Annotated in this window: 16 protein-coding genes, 1 pseudogene and 1 riboswitch; of the genes and pseudogenes, 5 read left to right on the forward strand and 12 right to left on the reverse strand. The window is 44.6% G+C overall.

The window, feature by feature from the left end; all coding sequences use genetic code 11:
- Positions 1 to 207 precede the first annotated feature (207 nt).
- The 4 genes and pseudogenes from QZ942_RS01550 to QZ942_RS01565 all read right to left on the reverse strand — a co-directional run bounded on the left by QZ942_RS01550 (position 208) and on the right by QZ942_RS01565 (position 4,004).
- Positions 208 to 1,491 carry an alpha/beta fold hydrolase gene (locus QZ942_RS01550; RefSeq protein WP_292992812.1) on the reverse strand — a complete coding sequence of 428 codons (1,284 nt, stop codon included), beginning with the start codon at positions 1,489 to 1,491 and terminating at the stop codon, positions 208 to 210.
- A gap of 150 nt (positions 1,492 to 1,641) precedes the next feature.
- Complete coding sequence (locus QZ942_RS01555) at positions 1,642 to 2,526, reverse strand: hypothetical protein (RefSeq protein ID WP_292992813.1); 885 nt, start codon at positions 2,524 to 2,526, stop codon at positions 1,642 to 1,644.
- 62 nt (positions 2,527 to 2,588) lie between these two features.
- Entirely contained in the window at positions 2,589 to 2,825 is a 237-nt protein-coding gene (locus QZ942_RS01560; protein WP_292992815.1) for a hypothetical protein, read from the reverse strand.
- 206 nt (positions 2,826 to 3,031) lie between these two features.
- A pseudogene (locus tag QZ942_RS01565) lies at positions 3,032 to 4,004 on the reverse strand (transposase).
- Positions 4,005 to 4,096: 92 nt separating this feature from the next.
- On the opposite strand from QZ942_RS01565, the gene QZ942_RS01570 reads away from it, so the two are divergent.
- A complete protein-coding gene (locus QZ942_RS01570) occupies positions 4,097 to 4,237 on the forward strand; it encodes an Hsp33 family molecular chaperone HslO (protein ID WP_292992816.1) in 141 nt (46 codons plus the stop codon).
- A 220-nt stretch (positions 4,238 to 4,457) separates the two neighbouring features.
- On the opposite strand, the gene QZ942_RS01575 is transcribed toward QZ942_RS01570, so the two are convergent.
- The 3 genes from QZ942_RS01575 to QZ942_RS01585 all read right to left on the reverse strand — a co-directional run bounded on the left by QZ942_RS01575 (position 4,458) and on the right by QZ942_RS01585 (position 6,129).
- Entirely contained in the window at positions 4,458 to 4,991 is a 534-nt protein-coding gene (locus QZ942_RS01575; RefSeq protein WP_292992817.1) for a hypothetical protein, read from the reverse strand.
- The gene (locus tag QZ942_RS01580; RefSeq protein WP_292992818.1) at positions 4,939 to 5,814 is read right to left on the reverse strand and encodes a methyltransferase domain-containing protein; all 876 of its coding nucleotides are present in this window, start codon (positions 5,812 to 5,814) and stop codon (positions 4,939 to 4,941) included. The genes QZ942_RS01575 and QZ942_RS01580 overlap by 53 nt, the downstream gene beginning before the upstream one ends.
- Positions 5,815 to 5,982: 168 nt before the next feature.
- A complete protein-coding gene (locus QZ942_RS01585; protein WP_292992819.1) occupies positions 5,983 to 6,129 on the reverse strand; it encodes a hypothetical protein in 147 nt (48 codons plus the stop codon).
- Between the two features lie 189 nt (positions 6,130 to 6,318).
- On the opposite strand from QZ942_RS01585, the gene QZ942_RS01590 reads away from it, so the two are divergent.
- Positions 6,319 to 6,621: a hypothetical protein gene (locus QZ942_RS01590; protein WP_292992821.1), complete on the forward strand. Its 303-nt coding sequence runs from the start codon at positions 6,319 to 6,321 to the stop codon at positions 6,619 to 6,621.
- A gap of 115 nt (positions 6,622 to 6,736) precedes the next feature.
- Here QZ942_RS01590 and QZ942_RS01595 read toward each other — a convergent pair whose 3' ends face one another.
- Positions 6,737 to 8,095 carry a hypothetical protein gene (locus QZ942_RS01595; RefSeq protein WP_292992822.1) on the reverse strand — a complete coding sequence of 453 codons (1,359 nt, stop codon included), beginning with the start codon at positions 8,093 to 8,095 and terminating at the stop codon, positions 6,737 to 6,739.
- A 119-nt stretch (positions 8,096 to 8,214) separates the two neighbouring features.
- A riboswitch (cyclic di-GMP riboswitch) is annotated at positions 8,215 to 8,301 on the reverse strand.
- 1,156 nt (positions 8,302 to 9,457) lie between these two features.
- On the opposite strand from QZ942_RS01595, the gene QZ942_RS14010 reads away from it, so the two are divergent.
- The 3 genes from QZ942_RS14010 to QZ942_RS01605 all read left to right on the forward strand — a co-directional run bounded on the left by QZ942_RS14010 (position 9,458) and on the right by QZ942_RS01605 (position 13,015).
- Positions 9,458 to 9,661: a transposase gene (locus tag QZ942_RS14010; protein ID WP_366835905.1), complete on the forward strand. Its 204-nt coding sequence runs from the start codon at positions 9,458 to 9,460 to the stop codon at positions 9,659 to 9,661.
- 516 nt (positions 9,662 to 10,177) lie between these two features.
- Entirely contained in the window at positions 10,178 to 11,527 is a 1,350-nt protein-coding gene (locus QZ942_RS01600; protein ID WP_292992824.1) for a hypothetical protein, read from the forward strand.
- Between the two features lie 453 nt (positions 11,528 to 11,980).
- Positions 11,981 to 13,015: a hypothetical protein gene (locus QZ942_RS01605; protein ID WP_292992826.1), complete on the forward strand. Its 1,035-nt coding sequence runs from the start codon at positions 11,981 to 11,983 to the stop codon at positions 13,013 to 13,015.
- Positions 13,016 to 13,043: 28 nt separating this feature from the next.
- Here the strand turns inward: QZ942_RS01605 and QZ942_RS01610 are convergent, their stop codons facing one another.
- From QZ942_RS01610 to QZ942_RS01625, 4 genes are all read right to left on the reverse strand, one after another.
- Positions 13,044 to 13,889 (reverse strand): class I SAM-dependent methyltransferase, encoded by an 846-nt coding sequence (locus QZ942_RS01610; protein WP_292992827.1) that lies wholly within the window; start codon positions 13,887 to 13,889, stop codon positions 13,044 to 13,046.
- 96 nt (positions 13,890 to 13,985) lie between these two features.
- Entirely contained in the window at positions 13,986 to 15,191 is a 1,206-nt protein-coding gene (locus QZ942_RS01615) for a glycosyltransferase family 4 protein (protein WP_292992829.1), read from the reverse strand.
- Positions 15,192 to 15,255: 64 nt separating this feature from the next.
- Positions 15,256 to 16,566 (reverse strand): nucleotide sugar dehydrogenase, encoded by a 1,311-nt coding sequence (locus tag QZ942_RS01620; RefSeq protein WP_292992831.1) that lies wholly within the window; start codon positions 16,564 to 16,566, stop codon positions 15,256 to 15,258.
- Between the two features lie 57 nt (positions 16,567 to 16,623).
- On the reverse strand, positions 16,624 to 18,621 hold the full coding sequence (locus tag QZ942_RS01625; protein ID WP_292992832.1) for an alginate lyase family protein: 1,998 nt from the start codon (positions 18,619 to 18,621) through the stop codon (positions 16,624 to 16,626).
- Positions 18,622 to 18,741: the final 120 nt, after the last annotated feature.

Genomic DNA, 18,741 nt, shown 5'->3' on the forward strand with positions numbered 1-18,741 from the left:
GAAAACAAGAAATGAGGGTAATAATGCAAAAAATGATGCGATTCAGGTCAAAATTGGGCAAATTATCGCAATATTACATGATCACTCGGCTTGATCTCTACTGCGCGATGAGTTATTCAGCGTTTCCTTAACACTACAGTGGCAGCGCAGATAGTTTTTTCATCCGCCTGAATTTTTCACGGGCAGAGCCTGCGCTGTCAATAGCTATCACTCCAGAGTGCGTAACCGGAGATCCATCCACTGTTCAATCTTCATCAGAAGCTCAGTGCGTGCAGGTTCTTTTAAAAACAGATGCTGGTGATAACGCAGATTGGGCAGCGCCAAGACTTCGTTATCCGAATGATTCTTCAATGTAGCGCGAGAGAAATCCTCATTGCCCCAGGCTGGCGTGATCGGATCATGCTCCGAGTAAACCAGATAATAAGGTATTGTGAATTGATCCATGTTACGGCGAAAGTGCACAACCTCTTCTTCAATACCTTTCACGTAACGCAACAGGCTGCGGCGGACGATCCAGCCATCGGCACGCATACGCGCTTTCTCTTCTTCATTATCGGTCAGATAATCCGTCACCCAACCCGGTGAAACAGGCGTCAGGAAACTTCGCAAGCCCGGCCAGGAAAATACTTCGAACATGCCATCTAATAGAGGCACAGTTATCAATGAGAGCAACTGATTGAATAGTAACAGCGGCAAAGGCTCATTCTGGGGATGCTGAAAATGCGTTTCGGCGTGAAAAGACAGTTTGATCAATGGATTTGCCACCCAACCGCGCCATCCGGGCGGTTCGCTGACAGCAAAAGCCGGTGCCAAAAAAACAATACCCCGCACGCGCTTGGCCGGATCGTCTTCATTCCGAACTTGCAGCAAATAAGAAGCAGCAACCAAAGCACCCAGGCTGTGCGAAACAATAAACACAGGCCGTTTCGAATCACTCTGTGCATCGCACAGCGCAATCGTCTGCCTGAGTGCACGATCCAGAGTCCTGCGCAGCGGTTCCAGATCATGCAACAATAATTGCGCTAGGAAAGCGTCGCCAACTTCCTGTTTGCCTGCACCCGCCGCAAGTGCTTGATCCGCCTGTTGCAGTACCGGGTTAGATAGGCCGTGCGCATAAAAATCGAACCCTGCAACAAAAAACTGCCGGGAAAAATAATGCGCCACTTCGCCATAACGCCCGATATGTTCATTCATGCCGTGAACCAGCAATACGCAGGCTGACGCTTTAGCGGGCTCTGGCGGAACAAGAGTCCGCAGGATTAGCGGTACATTACCACTCGATTGATAAATACTGCTTTCATCCCCCCAGCGAGGATAGGGTTCACTGACAAACTTTTGATACGCACAACCTGATAACGCCACCAACATCAGAAACAGGCTTATCAGAATTCTCGCCCTGCCAAATAAGCAAGCACCATTTAACGGCACATATCGCCTTCGTGGCTCGGCCGGTAACTGCTCATAAAAAGAAAATATATGATGGAAGGCCATGAATCATCACTCAGGTGTAAATTGACTTGTTCCCATGAATAAGCAGCTTCCGGGCTTGCTTCAAGATCGGCTCTTAGCCGCAGGTGAAATTTCCACAGCTTTGAATACCACTGCAACACTATCGTTGATCAATTTGCTCCGCGCGCCCAATCAATACTTAAAAACACTTGACCCATCCGCTAACCGGCCGCTCGGCTGCTGGCAATATATTTCTCGTCCCAATAACGTCTTATAAGCAAATTTTGGGCGCTGTTGCCAGGTTAATAACCATTCTTTCTTGCTCGGATGAAGACTGTGATTCAGTCCTTCGGCGAGATGCGGATTCCATCCATGGTGAGCCTGTCGAACCTTGGATGGCGCCTGATCCGGAGCTTCCTCAACACCACCCTGCCTATCACTGCGCAATGGAAACTGCTCTAGGATATCCCGATAAAACGCGCGCCGTTTCCAGTAATGCACATGAATGCCATCCGGCCCAAACCAGGCCGGTTCCTGCTCATACAACGTAAAATTCCAGCGCGATGCCATATCAATCAATCCTTGATACACGGATCGAACCCGGCTCACGGTTTCATTTCTGGGCAATCGGCAGAACGGATAAAAAATATTGCGATAGAACGTATAACGCCGCTCGGACAGATCTTCAATCGAAGCCATCGGCAGATTAGTCACGATAATCTGTGCAGACTGTTTCTGCAACTGCTCAACACACCATTCCACTTGACGCAAAATCTGCTCCGGCGCCGATCCGTACAAAATATCGTTGCCAATATCCGTCAACAACGCAAACACCGGGCATGGCTCGGCCGAAGCAAGCTGCGGCCACAATCCGCTGGCAACAATCCCCGGCAATCCGCGCAGCAGCACTTGATTAGCCGATCCATACGCACGACCATGCCCGATTGCTGCCAAAATCTCACTCGGCCCGCCAAACCGCTGCTGCATCAGATGGGTAACGAGACGTAACGATAAAGTCAGATTGCTGGCACCGAGCAGGATGATACGGTTTTTTGGAGTTTCGTGATAGCTAACCACTATGCTGAATTGAGAGGTTCATCCATTCTCTTCACTATTAATCTGATTGCGGATTTTTGATTTCAACGGAAACTTTTCCGGGTGCTCGATAAATTTGATCGTAAGATCCATGTCGATATTCGGGCAATAGAAATGACCGGGCGATTGTTCTTTAACATGAATATCGATTTAACAGGCTGATCTTTAAACCACGGAAATTCCGCATATGGCAGGGACAGTCCTTTATCATTCGATAACAACCAAATGCCGTGACTGGAAATGTGCGTGACTTCAGCCGCCAAAGTGTTTGTTGCTGCCATGCGCTAATAAGCTCGTCATAATGAACCTCTATCAATGATTCGATATCGTTCTGTTGCTTCCGAATGTTAATAAGAACTACCCGGATTGGTAGCAAATCAACATGGTGGCAGTAATGGCGATCTGCTGGAATATGAGATTTTCGACTTTAAAGCTAACATAATTTATCTTGATGCGCTCAAAATATCCGTTCGTTACTAGTAGTCAGTCAGTTTGAAAAACGAGGATGCAAACGTGTCAGTTTGCGACGAGCATCCTGAGAAGTGAAGCGCCAATTGACGGGAGCAGCTTTGGCATTGCGGGTATTGACATTTGCCTCTACTTCACGGTGCAGATGATCTTTGTTTGGAATGCGTTGTGTCAGGCACATGTTGGACAACACAGCCAGCTCGATTCCGGCAATGTTTAACCAACTGCCGTGCTTGGGGGTGTAATGGAATTCCAGTCTTCGCGCTAAAGCGTGCGCCGGTTCGGCTGGGAAGGCCTCGTAGAGGGATCCGATTTTGTGGGTGTTAAGGTTATCCAAAACCACTCGAATAACGCTGGCCTGCGGATAAATATCGGCAATGTGCTTCATGCACTGGGCAAACTCTATCTTGATGCGTCGATCGGTGATATCAACCTGGCGAAAGCCGCGCTTAGGCTCACAAATCATCATCAAGTTACAGACACTTGGGACTTCCGTCGAAACAGACGACCGGACGCACCGGATCATAGGGCTCTTCATACAGATCGAAAACATCTTCCATCGCCGCCACAAAGTCGGAACTGACCTCTGGGATGCACCATTCCTGCTTTTGCCAGGGTTTAAGCGTGTTTTTTAAAAGCTGGCGAATGGTTTCGTAACTGCAGGAATCGGCGTAATTTAATTCCACTACTTTGTCCGCCAGCAGACGCAGTGTCCAGTGGTTATGGCCATCGGGCGCCTTGCCGGGACGCGGATGATCTTTCAAGGCCGCTTCTGGCCCCTCCTTAACGCAGCGCTGTCGCGTCTTTGCCACCATCGACGGCGAGACATTCAGCGCATCTATGATATCTTTGTCTCGCGAGCCCCCGGCGGCCTTGAGCAGAATGCGAGCGCGTGTTTGGCTGCGTGCAGCGCTCTTGCCTTTTTGCACTACGGCTTGCAAGATTTGTCTTTCATCATCACTCAGATTAACTTTGTATTTAATGGCAGGCATGGTAGGTTTCTCTCACAACAAAAACCTCTTAATAATATACTTTAAGATTATCTGACATCATTTTGTTTTTTAATGACTGACTACTAGGAGAAATGATCGCAATCACCTTGCTGCTGGGTGAAAACCTCAAACAAACCGGCCGATTGACGATTCAGTTGAATGGCAATGGCCCCGTTTCGATGCTGGTCATCGACTGCACCGATATGTATTGCGCAACAGTAGCGTCCGGTTAGAAGTTGAAAATCTAGTTGGTTAGCGGAATCGTACTGTTCTGGAATGTAGTCGGAGTCGTGCTGTTGAACAGGAACACCAACAACTTACCGGTTTCCGGGTCTTTGATGCGAACGGATGCGCCTCAGTTGCTCGGGATAGTCCTGCGAGAAACTGTAATCTTCGGCAATACCGGGTTCTCCGTTTCAACAGCTAATTTAACCAGGCAATACAAACTTTCTGTTAATTTTTATCATTCAATATGCCTTTTGATACATCGAGCGCCCCCGGACTGATTGTTCTTATTACTTTTCCCGGAACTCCGCCAATAATACTATTTTCTGTCACATCTTGTACTACCACCGCATTGGCACCAATAATCGTGTTGCCTCCAATAATAACAGATCCAAGTATTCGAGCACCTGGGCCAATCCAAACATCGTTTCCTATTTTTGGCGCCCCAGATCCGAAGCTACCACCCAAAGTAACGCCTTGCCCAATCAATACTCGCTCGCCGATGATGCAATCAGGATGTAATACAACACCTATACCGCCATGAGCAAAAGTTGAGTCCTTTCCAATACTGCATTGTGGTGGTATTACACTATTATAGAGAAGGAACATAAACCAGCGTAAGAGGCCGGGTATCAAGGGCACATGCAAACAATGTAAATAGTGTGCAACCCGGTAAAGATGGATAGCATTCATATCTTGTGTCAAAGTTTCATATTGGTTTACGGCAAACGATTGTAAATACCGTTGTTTCCAGATCTTCATGGGAATAATTTTTCCAGTCTGCATGAACCGGGAGTTCTGTAATATCACAGCGCTCACGATTAATCTCGATGATCTCGAACCCTTTATCCAGAAAAAATCGTTGGTAATCTTCACCTTGCAAGACATTGTGATATTGCACTATGTTTTCGAAAAGAAACTTGCGACCTGCAAGTGAGAATTGAAGGTATTTTTTTTGTGATACTTTGTCATCGTAGTGCGCGAGATGATCATCAATACCAATTTGGTGAATACAAAAACCTCCGGGCTTTAACATCCGGAACATATCCCCAATTGATTCTCGAATGAAATTTTTATTGATATGCTCCATTACATGGAAGCTAGTGATTAAGTTACAGCTTGCATCTGAATAGCATGCTAAGGAGCCATCACTATTAATAGTATATCTTGCATTAAAATATTGATAAAGTTCTTCAAAAGAATTGACTGACTGAATGAACGCTAATTGAGCGCGTTGTGTAGCATTTATACTGGCATCAGATTCCCACTGGGATGCCAATTTACTGAAAGCGCTCTTCAGTGCGTCTAACTGTCGATTGTCCCAAACATCGTACAACTCCAAACTGACATCACTTTCGGAATTTAGAACAAGATACAAACCAAACCAATGTATCCACCCTGTGCCAAGTTCTACTGCCGCTCCACCATTCTTAAGTGCATCATACTTCCTAATCAATTGAATCAATTGGTCGCCACGATTAACATATACATCGATGTTTTGTTGTCGACGTTTTTTCTGACCAAATACATTACCCAGATATCTATATGTTGAACGAGTAAATTTATTTATTGAAAATGTTTTCAATATAGCGGCTGCTGCAAAGTACCTGATCATATAACAACTGCGCTCCGTGTTAATCGAACTGAATAGGAACTAACCATGCTCAAACCTGCGTTGCAAGCCATTGCTTAGTAAGTTTAAATGAAAATTAAGCAATTTTTAATATACATAAGGCCGGATATTTAGTCAAACTCAATGCAGCCCGCCTAGATCATCATTTGGCGTTACACCCTCTGTGGGTAGTTGAATACCATGCAATTCGGCAAGCTTCTCGTTCACCAGCGTCGACCCGAAACCCGGTAAGAACTCAAAGAGCGTGGCACACGGGTGTGGCTTCATCTAGCCGACGATTACAGATCAATCCATCCCAAACTGAAGTGGTACCACAAAACTAGACAGGTGTTAAGCTCTGTTATGGACAATATAGAGGATCATAGTCACCAGCAAGAAACGCACGCGATATTCCAGTGAATTCAAGGCGAATTTAGTCAGAAAGCTCGATTATTAAGCACGGCGGAACGCATAATAATGATCGAGTGCCACTACAAACTGAGTCATGTTCGCCAATGCCACTTACTGGATTTGGCACGCTCGACTTATTATCAGCCGCAACCGGCAAGTGATGTTGACTTGGTTTTGCTACGAAAGATGAACGAGCAATACCTCAAAACACCACAATATGGTTCACGTAGCTACGCCACGTTGTTTTTGCGTCAGGGAATACTGATTGGTCGCAAGAAAGCAGCTTCCATGATGAAGCCTGCACCCAATCATCCTTGGAGGGACATGCCTATTGAGCCTGCCATTGATGGGCAATGTGCAACTTTGTAGCAAGTGAAAATGGGTAAGTGGACATTTCTATTTGGCGCTGACACGATCTATTTAATGATCAGCTCAATAATACCCCGCTGCAGACAGCGGGGTTCTTTATAGCTAGCTAGTTTCTCTAATAAGTTATCGAATATGTGGAACTTGTACCAGACAAGTTTTCCGCAGCGTCAAATGCCTTAACAGTATAACTATAAAGAGCTCCTGTTGCGCTCCCCACAGAAGTAGAAATCATATCCGTATATTTGGTCGTAATACTTGCTCCAATTCTTTTTCCATTTCTATAGATAGCATAGCCCGCGACACCCACTGTATCAGAAGAAGGGATCCAGGATAATGCAACTGAGGAAAAAGTCGTGGATTTCGTCAGTTTCCCTGTTAAACTGCCGGGTGTAGAAGGCGCTACAGTATCAAAATTATGGCATGAAACACCATCACCACACGGGAAACCATTCCATATTTCCAATCCAGTTGAATGTGACTCGACTGTAGGATAACCGCCACTATAAGCGTCATTAACCATAATCCGGGTTATCGGGAGATTATATTGTCCCATAGTTGATCCGTGGTAATCAACGAGTATTTCACCATCAATGGCTGCCCAGAAACGTCCATCGCTGCCACTTGACCGGTGCCAGTAAACTTCAAATTTAAACCATTTGTCCAACGGAACTGGAACAGTGTGATTTTCCTCGCGCCAGTAAGTAACGCCCGGGAAGGGGCCATTAGCTAGATTATCACCTTTTGTTAGCCAGTAGAGATTGCCATCTATTCCTTTCAATATATTGATATTAATCCGGTAGTCTCCGTAGTCTTCATTGCCTGCGTACCCGCCCGTCTTGAATGCAAATTGTGTGCGCCAGTTTCCTGATGAAACCGCACTATCTAATTTGTCTACCATGTCTGCTGGATACTTGAACCAGTATGTGATGTATAAGTCTTTAACATCACCCTTTGATGATGGCCTATTAATCAGTAAAGCGGCTTGAGAACCAGCTTGTCCAACAGCACCTTTTATTTTTACATTTTGAAAAAGCTCATTGACCACATTCCCTTTGGGTCCGGTAACCGGTCTAATTTGATTGGTTATGTAATTGCCAATAGTTGCGGGCGTAATAGGATCGACAGTTATCAATTGGATACCCGAGAAAATTGCACCCAGGGCATTTATCGGCCATCTATGACCAGTTTCCTGATCAGTTCCAGTGATTTGTTGCCATGCACCATTACCGGTAGGATAGTAATTATAGGGTGCTCCAACAGAAACCCCGGGACCAAAATTAGATTTAAAAAGCATAGTTGCTGCATATGATGCGGGAGCAACAAAACAGATCATGGCAAAGAACAGCGCTATGAAGAATATCCTGCGGTGATTTGACCAAAAAATACGATTCTCATGGGATTGATTGGATTGCATTGTTTTGCCAATCCTTAGCAGCGAGTTGGCAATTGGTGATACTTGATTATTAATGTTCATTCCGATTCCTCTTTAAATTTACAAGGACGGAACTGCGTAGATACACCTCGATTGGTTTACTCGATACGTTTCACTGCACGTGCTATTGCATTGCACGATAATTGGAACGACTGGCGTTATCTGGCAGCCCTGCCATCTTGGGGCATTGGCCCTTTAGATCAGTGACTTTGCGTCCCCCGCTTTCGCAGGGTTTGCCTTTTTCATACTCCGACACTAATTAAGCATAAATTATGCCAATTTATCAGATACAACCTAAATTCCTCCGTTATGTCATTCCAATAGCCAAGCAAGGTGGAAGCTAGCCAACGAGAAGCTGCGAATTTTTCGATCTTATGAGAATCTTTCTGTTAGAGAATTTTTCGGAATTTTCTTGCATCAACATATCAGAGAAAGTACAATGGCCATTTTAATCAACGTATTGTAATAATTCTGTAATATCGATGCGATCTTGATACTGCTAAGCGATTAACTACTTAGTACATTTCAGTAGTCCGATTTGGCGATCAGTAATACTTATATTTCTATCGTATAGTTTAATGACACACTTTGTCATTAAACAACAAAAAATGTCACTTGTTCATTATTGGCTAGAGCCTTGTCGGACTTAAGCAATCGTAGCGAGACTATGCAACAAAAAAATTGAGGAAAGATGAGCCGCTATCTCATTGGCGCGGGCGACCAGCCTTAAATCCGGCAGGATCTTAGCAAGCGGCCTTGCTAAAAATCTTCAGTTAATTGTCTGTTTTCATTAAGGGGATTTAATAAATTCTTTATGGTCAAACGTTTTAGTTGCTGTATAAATCCACTCGCCACAAGGAGAGCTGTATAAATCTAAATATTTTATTTAGATTGCTTTTATATAAAACAGAACAACGCTCTCTTATGGTTACTTGCTATATCCCACACACCCAGGAAACAAGTTGAAATATTTCCTGTAAGATCGGCATTTCCGGCAACTAGCGTCTAATTGAGAAAAAGTCGTTTATTTTCCAAACTAAACTACCACCTACTAAAAGTAAACGAGTTAGCACAGCTTGGTATAAACGACTAAAGTCGCCTACCCGCACCACGCTAAACGTGCATGGGTCAACACATTTAAAATCAAAGTAACCGCCTAAAGACGGTGGTTTTAACCAAGCATACTGCATTAAGTATTTGTTCTATCTTATATTTCAATTCAAAAAGCGTATACCGAATTAATGCAATTAAACACTAGATACTTTACTAATTACGATCTTCAAAATCATCGATCTGAATCACTGATCGCAAAATTTGCATTTAACACAATTTATACCTGGTGCCAAGTTATGAGAAAGGCGAACTCTGCGGAAACAGGAAGCGCAAACTTACTGATCTAAGCAGATGTGCAAAACATTGAACGCAGAGTCAAAGATTGGCAGAAACAGCAAGAAGATTACTGAGATCCCCGGTGTTGGAATGATGACGGCAACCGCCCTTGCCGTCATCAAGAGTAAGGCAAATTACTTCAAGTGTGAGCAAGAATTAGATGCTTTTGTGGGCCTTGCTCCAAGCCAGAGTGACGCCGGTAGCAGAGTAGACTACTAAGTACCAACAAAATGGCGGCACGTATTTATCCCCTTGTTACTACATGGCGCCAGAGCACTCATGTGCAACGCCAAAGATAAAGGAGCATGGAGCGAAGCACAGCTCCAATGCCACCCAGACGAATGCGGCTATTGTTGATGGCCAACAAGATGGCACAAACGGCGTGGGCAATTTTGCTCACGATCGAGAGTACCAGAAGGGTTATGTGAACCAAGTGTCTACATAACAAACAACAACCACTGAAAAGGAGTGGAATGCTAAAAGGTTGCGCAGGTAAATAACCCGTGTGATGGCGGAACAGGTCGGATCGCAAGAACGCAAACCCACATGATTCTAAGTGCTTCGAGCACGATAAGGGGATAAGAACGTCCTTGGCGAATTCCATCAGGGCCTGCAGACAGAAATCCAGTTTACAACATGGTCAGATACAAGACTGCGGCCGATTTCCGATTTCCGTTTTACCAAAACACAAAGTATTGCTTGCCAAACCGGGAGGCGTCCATATAAGACATCGAAATGTGTATCAATAATCCAGGAACTCAAATTGTCAGTTCATCGTCAATAACCGTCAATGCACTACAAGCAAATCAGTCAAGTACAGACCGTAATAATTGGTCCCTTCCAAGCGGAAAATTCTTTATTATGACTTTATTGGCCATTACCCTCTTCGCTGCCTCTGCAACCCATGCGGCCACGCTACTTTTTAAATCGAATTTTGGTCCCGGAGTTTCTATTGGAGCGCCCTATAATTACTATCCTACCGGCAATGGTGCATGGCAACAAATCATTGGAACTGATCAAGAAACCGGCCATAAATGGCCGATAAATGCCTTGGGTGCAATTTTCTCGGGTATCCAATTGATAACTGTCGATCCTATTACGCCTGCAACCATCGGCAATTATATAACCAATCAAATTAGACCGGTCACCGGACCCAAAGGGACGGTGGTCAATGAGCTTTTTCAGAACGTAAAAATAAAAGGACCAGTTGGACAAGCTGGTTCTCAAGCCCCTTTACTGATTAATAGGCTGTCAAAATCGGGGGAAGTTGCGGATTTGTACATCTCTTACTGGTTCAAGTACTCAGCAGACCTGGTGAGTAAACTGGATAGTGGAGTTTCATCAGGAAACTGGCGCACGCAATTTGCATTCAAGACGGGCGGATACGCGGGCAATGAAGACCAAGGAGACTACCGGATCAACATTACTATATTAAAAGGAATAGATGGCAATCTCTACTGGCTAACAAAAGGTGATAATCTAGCTAATGGCCCCTTTCCGGGCGTTACTTACTGGCGCGAGGAAAATCACACTGTTCCAGTTCCACTAGACAAGTGGTTTAAATTTGAAGTTTACTGGCACCGGTCAAGCGGCAGCGATGGACGTTTCTGGGCTGCCATTGATGGCGAAATACTCGTCGATTACCACGGATCGAATATGGGAAAGTATAACCTCCCAATAACCCGGATTATGCTTAATGACGCTTATAGTGGCGGTTATCCTACAGTCGAGTCACGTTCAACCGGACTGGAAATATGGAACAATTTTCCGTGTGGCATTGGTGTTTCGTGCCATAATTTTGATACTGTAGCGCCTTCTACACCGATCAGTTTAACAGGGAAACTGACGAAATTCACGACTTCTGCCTCAGCCGCATTATCTTGGAAAGCCTCTTCCGATGCAGTAGGTGTTGCGGGATATGCTATCTATAAAAATGGCAAAAAGATTGGAGTAAGTACTACAACCAGCTATACAGATATAATTTCTTCGGCCGCAACAGGTGTTCTTTATGCTTACACTATTAAGGCATTTGACGCTGCGGAAAACTTATCTGGCCCAAGTTCCGTATTTTCGATAATTTATTAGTAGCTTCCTTGATCTTCAAGATCAATTCCAGCCTAATTGTATTTAAAGCGCAGGCGGCCAAAACCTTCACCGCATGGTAGCCTGCCGCTAGTATCTCCAGTGCTTCGCAAGCCACTAATAGCTAAAAAATTCGGATCGTTCTTGTGCATTGTTGAATGTGTACTTCACAGATTCTCCTTCGCATCGTACATCGCGGGCTTTTCTAAGATCGCATTCTGCCGCATCTTGAGCCTGAAAAGCTGCGCGTAGAGCTCTGAAATCTCCTGCCGCTCAGAGCTTATGCAATGCTTGTAGAGATACAAAATAGAAAATGATGGAATTAGACTGAAGAATACCAAAGATGGGCTAGGTTGGTCAGAGGTGCCAGGCAAGAAATTTGTTATTAGAATACTGCATTCTGTTAGGTTCTTTTTTATGCTATTGCGCGTTTGTATCTTTAAGGAAGAGTCGAGTATGAATATCTATCATCAAGCATTATCAGCTGTCCGTTCGCCGTCAGGAATTGACGTACAACCAAGTAACAATACATATAAAACACTTCTAATCACGGCATCACTTGCTATCACTATCTTCGCTGCTTCTGCAACCCATGCAGCCACTCTACTTTTCAAATCGAACTTTGGTCCCGGAGTTTCGCTTGGGAGTTTGTACAATTTTTATCCTACCGGTAACGGAGCGTGGCAGGATATCATTGGCACCGACAAGGAAACCGGTTATACCTGGCCGATAAATGCCTTGGATGCAATTTTTTCCGGTATCCAATTGATAACTGTCGATCCTATTACTCCCTCAACTATTGGCAATTACATAACCAATCAAATTAGACCGGTTACCGGACCCAAAGGGAATGTGGTCAATGAGCTTTTTCAAAATGTAAAAATAAAAGGTGCTGTTGGACAAGCTGGTTCTCAAGCCGCTTTACTGATTAATAGGCCATCATCAAAGGGTGATGTTAAAGACTTATACATCACATACTGGTTCAAGTATCCAGCAGACATGGTAGACAAATTAGATAGTGCGGTTTCATCAGGAAACTGGCGCACACAATTTGCATTCAAGACGGGCGGGTACGCAGGCAATGAAGACTACGGAGATTACCGGATTAATATCAATATATTGAAAGGAATAGATGGCAATCTCTACTGGCTAACAAAAGGTGACAATTTAGCTAATGGCCCCTTCCCGGGCGTTACTTACTGGCGCGAGGAAAACCACACTGTTCCAGTTCCGTTGGACAAATGGTTTAAATTTGAAGTTTACTGGCACCGGTCAAGCGGCAGCGATGGACGTTTCTGGGCGGCTATTGATGGCGAAAAACTCGTCGATTACCACGGATCGACTATGGGAGAATACAACCTCCCGATAACCCGGATTATGGTTAATGACGCCTATAGTGGCGGTTATCCTACAGTCGAGTCACATTCAACTGAATTGGAAATATGGGATGGGTTCCCATGTGGTATTGGAATATCTTGTTATCTAAAATAACATACTTCAGACCCGCCTACCGGAGACTCTAAATCGGTCGCATGTGAACCCACAAATGCCACCCAAGCACTTGTTCAAGTGGAAGCCAATTTACCTGCAATGGAGGCGCATGCATAAATCGTTTATAAGAGCGCGTGATCATGAAATCCGGAAAATCTTTCTCGACTGATTGTAAAGCATACACTTTAGCGTAGGGATTTAACGGACCATCTGTGTTTCTGTGAATAAAATTATCCATGTTAAGATAGCGAAATAATCCCATAGAACGTGCATTGGTAACATGCTGACCAAAAATAGAATTGGGATCTGGATTCATAAAATAAAGCGCTAATAAACCCAACCTTCGTACGATATAGATGGAAATCAGGTAATTCAGAGACCATTTTGCATAGAGCATGACGATTAACTCACCGCCTGGTTTTAGGATTCGATGAATTTCCTTTTGCGCTGTCAGGATATCCGGCACATGATGCAAAACGCCGTGACTGAATACGATGTCGAAGCTGTTATCTTCAAAAGGAGCCTGCAGAATGCTTCCTTGTTTGAGTGATTGATAGGGTAACTGTCGTAAGGAAAGTCGTGTCTGCACTCTGGCAACGGATTCCGGGGTAAGATCGAGTCCAGACCAGAGACCTCCACGCTTTATGATCTGCTCCGAATCAGCACCCTGCCCTAAACCTATTTCCAGAACTTGCTTACCTTTGAAATCGATGTTATTCAAGCACTGCAAAATATGCGCTTCTTTGCGGTAACGGAAATTGTCGTAATCAGTAAAGAAAGCTTCATAATCTCCCCGGTGCTGTTCGAGACCACCAACTTGCCAATCACCGCAGGGATTGCGGTTCCAAAAATCTTGAATGTCTGATTCATTCATGTCATTTCTCCGTATATTTCTTGCCAAACCATACCACTATATACACCTTATACGCTTAGTATCAATAAAAATTGATATTTCAATCTAGTCAATCTATCATTTCTGATTGGCAAAAATTGCATCGTATGCCGCCAATAAATTCGGCACTTCATATTGCCATTCCAATTCATTTTTTACACGATTGCGGCCAGATTCTCCCATGCGCTCACGCAACTCAGGATCATCCAGTAACTGCGTAATCTTAAGCGCCATATCAACCGGATCATTCTTTTTCGCATATAACGACGCATCCTGTGCAGAAACGCGGCCTTCAGTAAGATCGAATTGAACAATGGATTTGCCTAATGCCATATACTCCATAATCTTGTTCATGGTAGATTTGTCGTTCATCGCATTTGCGACATCCGGATTTACACATACATCTGCGGTATTAAGCATTTCCAGTAATTCCTGATCTGACACTCGGCCGGTAAAAGTCACGAAATTATCGATGCCAAGATCAATAGCCATTTGCTTCATTTCCTCAAGCGATGTGCCCCCACCGACCAATCCAAAATGTACATCCGAACGACCTAAATCCTTGATCAGATATGACGCAGCCTGCAACAGCAAATCGATACCTTCCTGCGTTCCCATCACGCCAACATAACCCACTAAATACTTTCGCCCTCGTTTGAGCTCTTCCTTGGGCAGCAGGATGCGCAATCGATCCAACTTTGGTCCACTGCGCACCACAAAAACTTTTGTTGCATCCATACCACCGCGTTCGATGGCAATTTGCTTATAAGATTCGTTGGTTGCGATAGAAACATCAGCAGTCTTGAATGTCCATCGCTCGAACAACACGAGCAACTTATAAAATAAATCGCGTCGCCCGAACTTGGCTTCATAAAGCTCAGGATTGATGTCATGATGATCAAACAGAAACTTCTTTCGCATAAACAACTTAAAAAATCCACCAATCAGAAACAATAAATCAGGTGGATTACAAGCGTGAATAACATCGAATCCTCGAGCAAACTGGACTTTCCAGGCGAGGCGAAATGTATGGAATAAGGCGAGGGAGTATTCCACCAAATAACCCTTTGCACCTTCTGCTTCGAACGGCAAGTGGTAGCGATGAATATGGATTCCGTCAGCAACCTCATATTCCTTCTCGTAACCTTTTCCGGTTGGGCAAATAATAGAAACCTCATAACCATGATCATGAAGCGTCGTTGCTTCCTGCCATACCCGACGATCAAAGGGAGAAGGAAGATTCTCGACTAAGATAAGAACTCGACGTGGGTTAAAATCGGACATAAATTTTACCTGATGCTGTATAAAACAATAGTTACCTTTATTTCCGGAAAATCATTTTTTTAAATTACCAGCAAATGCCATCATAACGCTCCCCACTTAAATTAGGCACGATGCGCACCAGGTCTACCACGACTTGCCCGGCCTTCAGCCCGGTTGGCACGGTGCGAAATTCAGCGGCACCGTTACCAATGACAATCGTCTCGGCGAAACCGAGTACTTCTTCCATTGATGAGGCCATCAGTTTCGAGATGTGCGGAATGTGATTCAAGATATAGTCCTGATTAGCGCCAGTTAGCGCTGCAAGGCTTACATTTTTATCGTACAGCTTCAATTCGTATCCTTTGCCAAGAAGATATTCGATAACTTCGACAAGCGGCGACTCGCGTAGATCGTCAGTACCCGCTTTAAAGGAGAATCCCAGAATACCGACTTTTCTATGTCCTTTGTCGACGATCATCTTGATGCCTTTTTCAATTTGCCGTTGATTGGAAGGAAGAATGGCATTGATGAGCGGCAAGTCTATATCCAGGCTCTTTCCCTTATACATCAAAGCACGCACATCTTTAGGCAAACAAGAACCGCCAAAAGCAAATCCAGGCTTCATATAGTAAGGTGAGAGGTTTAATTTGGTGTCCTGACAAAATATTTCCATCACTTTATGGCCATCAATGCCTTCAGCTTTGCAGAGATTGCCAATTTCATTGGCAAACGCTACTTTGACCGCATGCCAGGTATTATCAGCATATTTAACCATTTCCGCCGTCTCTACGTCGGTGCGAATAAGCGGCGCGGTCATATTTGCATAAAGTTGCATTAATAGCTCACCTGCTCTTGTATCGGATTCACCGATAACAGTCTTGGGAGGATTGTAGTAATCAAATACAGCCGTACTTTCACGTAGAAATTCCGGGTTATTACACACACCGAAGTCGACACCTGCCTTCTTGCCAGAGTACGACTCCAAGGCTGGAATCAGAACGCTACGCATCGAACCGGGTAACATCGTGCTACGTGCAACGACAACATGAAAGGCATTTTTCTCTTTGATCGCCGCACCAATTTGTTCACACACTTTACGGACATGACTTAAATCCAGATTACCGTTAAGTTGGGATGGTGTGCCGACGCAAACAAGTGATATTTCGGAATTTAGAACCGCATCCTGCACATCAGAAGTCGCACGCAACAGGCCGCTCTTGACAGATGCCGCGATCATTTCCCCGATATCTTTCTCCACAATTGGTGAGACACCTTGATTGATCAGGTTAACTTTCGTTTTATTAGGATCGACCCCAATCACAGAATGTCCATCCGTTGCCAGGCACCCAGCAGAAACAGTACCCACATAGCCCAAACCAAATATACTTATCTTCATGTGACTCCTTTAATTCATTGATCAAGATCCATTTCTATCAATGTGCCCGCGAAAAATTTATGCATTATAACCCGTGACAATCCGTAGGACTGTCAATCTTCTCGTAGTACCGGTGATTTTTTCACGCCAAGTAATCGTCGGCGATGGCGCTTTCTCATCAAACCGATGGGATATCCACCCAGAAGGCGGCACCTCTCTGCCAACCACCAACTCTGGCTTGCAATTACTGTCTGGCATCGTCATCTCCAAACGCACATTTGCACTAGTCGCCAACACCTTGCATTGATCAACCAGCATTTCACACGCCTCGGCAAAATGCCAATTAAATTCAATATCATGCTCCTTAGCACACTCCAGAGTATCTTCCACCAATACCATCCCTTCATCCTTGAGGAATTCAATCTTTCTGCGGTGAATAACCGGATCAGTCAAACCGGTATAACCATCATGGCTGCCAACAAGACAATCTTTATGTTGATCGCTTTCCCAAATTTCACAGCAAACATTTGCCTTGCGCAACCACATAAAATTTCCGCCCGGTTCAGACTGATCAAGCCCATCTACCCTCACGGTATTGTGCGCTGAGGTACCTCGAAAATAATCCCGCCACTTCTTCTGGGTATGGAATGCATAAGTACCCGGATCTATCAGCAAGGCGCAACCTGCAACCGAAAGGGTGAAAGACAGTGCATCAGCATGGCCATGCGCAGCGATAGAAAGATAGCCAAGCGGCCCGGCATCGGCCACAATACGAACTTCACTGGAAGTGTCGAGTTTGCTACCCATGATGAAGTAACCGCCATCACGAAACTCCCGACGAGTTATCAATCTTTTATCGTCCGATGCAATCGCATCGAATTGAAACTTTGCGGCATCTCCCAAAAGCCAGCGGCTCTTATCATCGAAGCACCGCGCCTTGATTTTAAAATCAGATCGATTAAACAATACGGCACCGGTAGCAAGCAGTGAACGGTAAACATCCCAGTCTCGCTCTTTGCTCCAATCCACTATCAATGCACCGTCAGCATCTCCGATCATGGGGACATTACCAGAAACATCCATAATGGATGCGATAAACTCAAGCATCCGTTCAATCCGAGTAAAAAAATTCTGAGTAAACTCAATACCATTTGCTCGACCTAGAATCCAACCAATAAGCATCATGTCAGTGACTTCATGCTGGTAATACACGGCCTGCTCACGATTAACTCCATCCGGCGCATTCTGTTTAACAGCCTCGATTTCAAGTTCATCGCGGGATTGTTGTAACCAGCGACTACTTTCATGCCAACAGGGCCAAGTTATTGCTGCGACAAACAAACCCATCAATTCACCAAAGAGGTGGTTGTTGGCCGAAGAATGCCGTGAAAGAAAGCCAGCGATGAAATGGCTATGCTGGTAAATGCTATCCAGCCAACGACGTTTGAAACGCTGCCCATCATCTGTGGCAAATAAAAGACTGGTTTCACCGCCCAACAAATGCCAGGTAAATGACCAGTTGACGAGTCGTATGGCCGATTCAAGCGAACTAGTCCAATTTACTCCCAACGGATAAGGACATTGATCAAACCACGATTCGAGTAGTGATTGAATACCCTTCGCATAGCACATATCACCACTGAGATGATAGGCTTGCGCCAAAGTGGTTAGATGAAGATGTCGATTGGATTCCCATAGATACTTGATATCACCGACTATCCGTTCATCACGGTAATTTAGCGTTTTACCGAAGACAAGCGGAGCATCAATACCCGTCTTGGGATCAAGATTCCATTTTGGTGGAAAACCTAATTGAACGTCAGCCAGGGCAAAAACATCAAAATACCCTGCTAACACACGATCAGCAGCAGCACAGTACGATTCAATACCCATACTACGGGGGAGCGGACTCAACCAAGGTTCTCCTAGGCGTGAGAGATCGGGTATCGGAGGTTGCTGGATCCAACGAACGCTTAGCGATTCCGCTTTGCCTTGGATGGCTTGACGTATACGATAACCAATCTCTGGCAATCCCATAGTACGCAATCGATTAATTTTCCAAGCCAGATTATTCATAGCTGACAAAAACAACTATCACCGTACCTTTGCTGTTGGCTGAGTGTAAATAAAAAATTGGTTTGAAAAAACATTAATAAAAATCCATGCATTTAAGGTAACTGCAGAAACATTGTCTAC

Origin of the sequence: Nitrosomonas sp. (assembly GCF_021731985.1) — a bacterium.
Classification (GTDB): Bacteria; Pseudomonadota; Gammaproteobacteria; order Burkholderiales; family Nitrosomonadaceae; genus Nitrosomonas.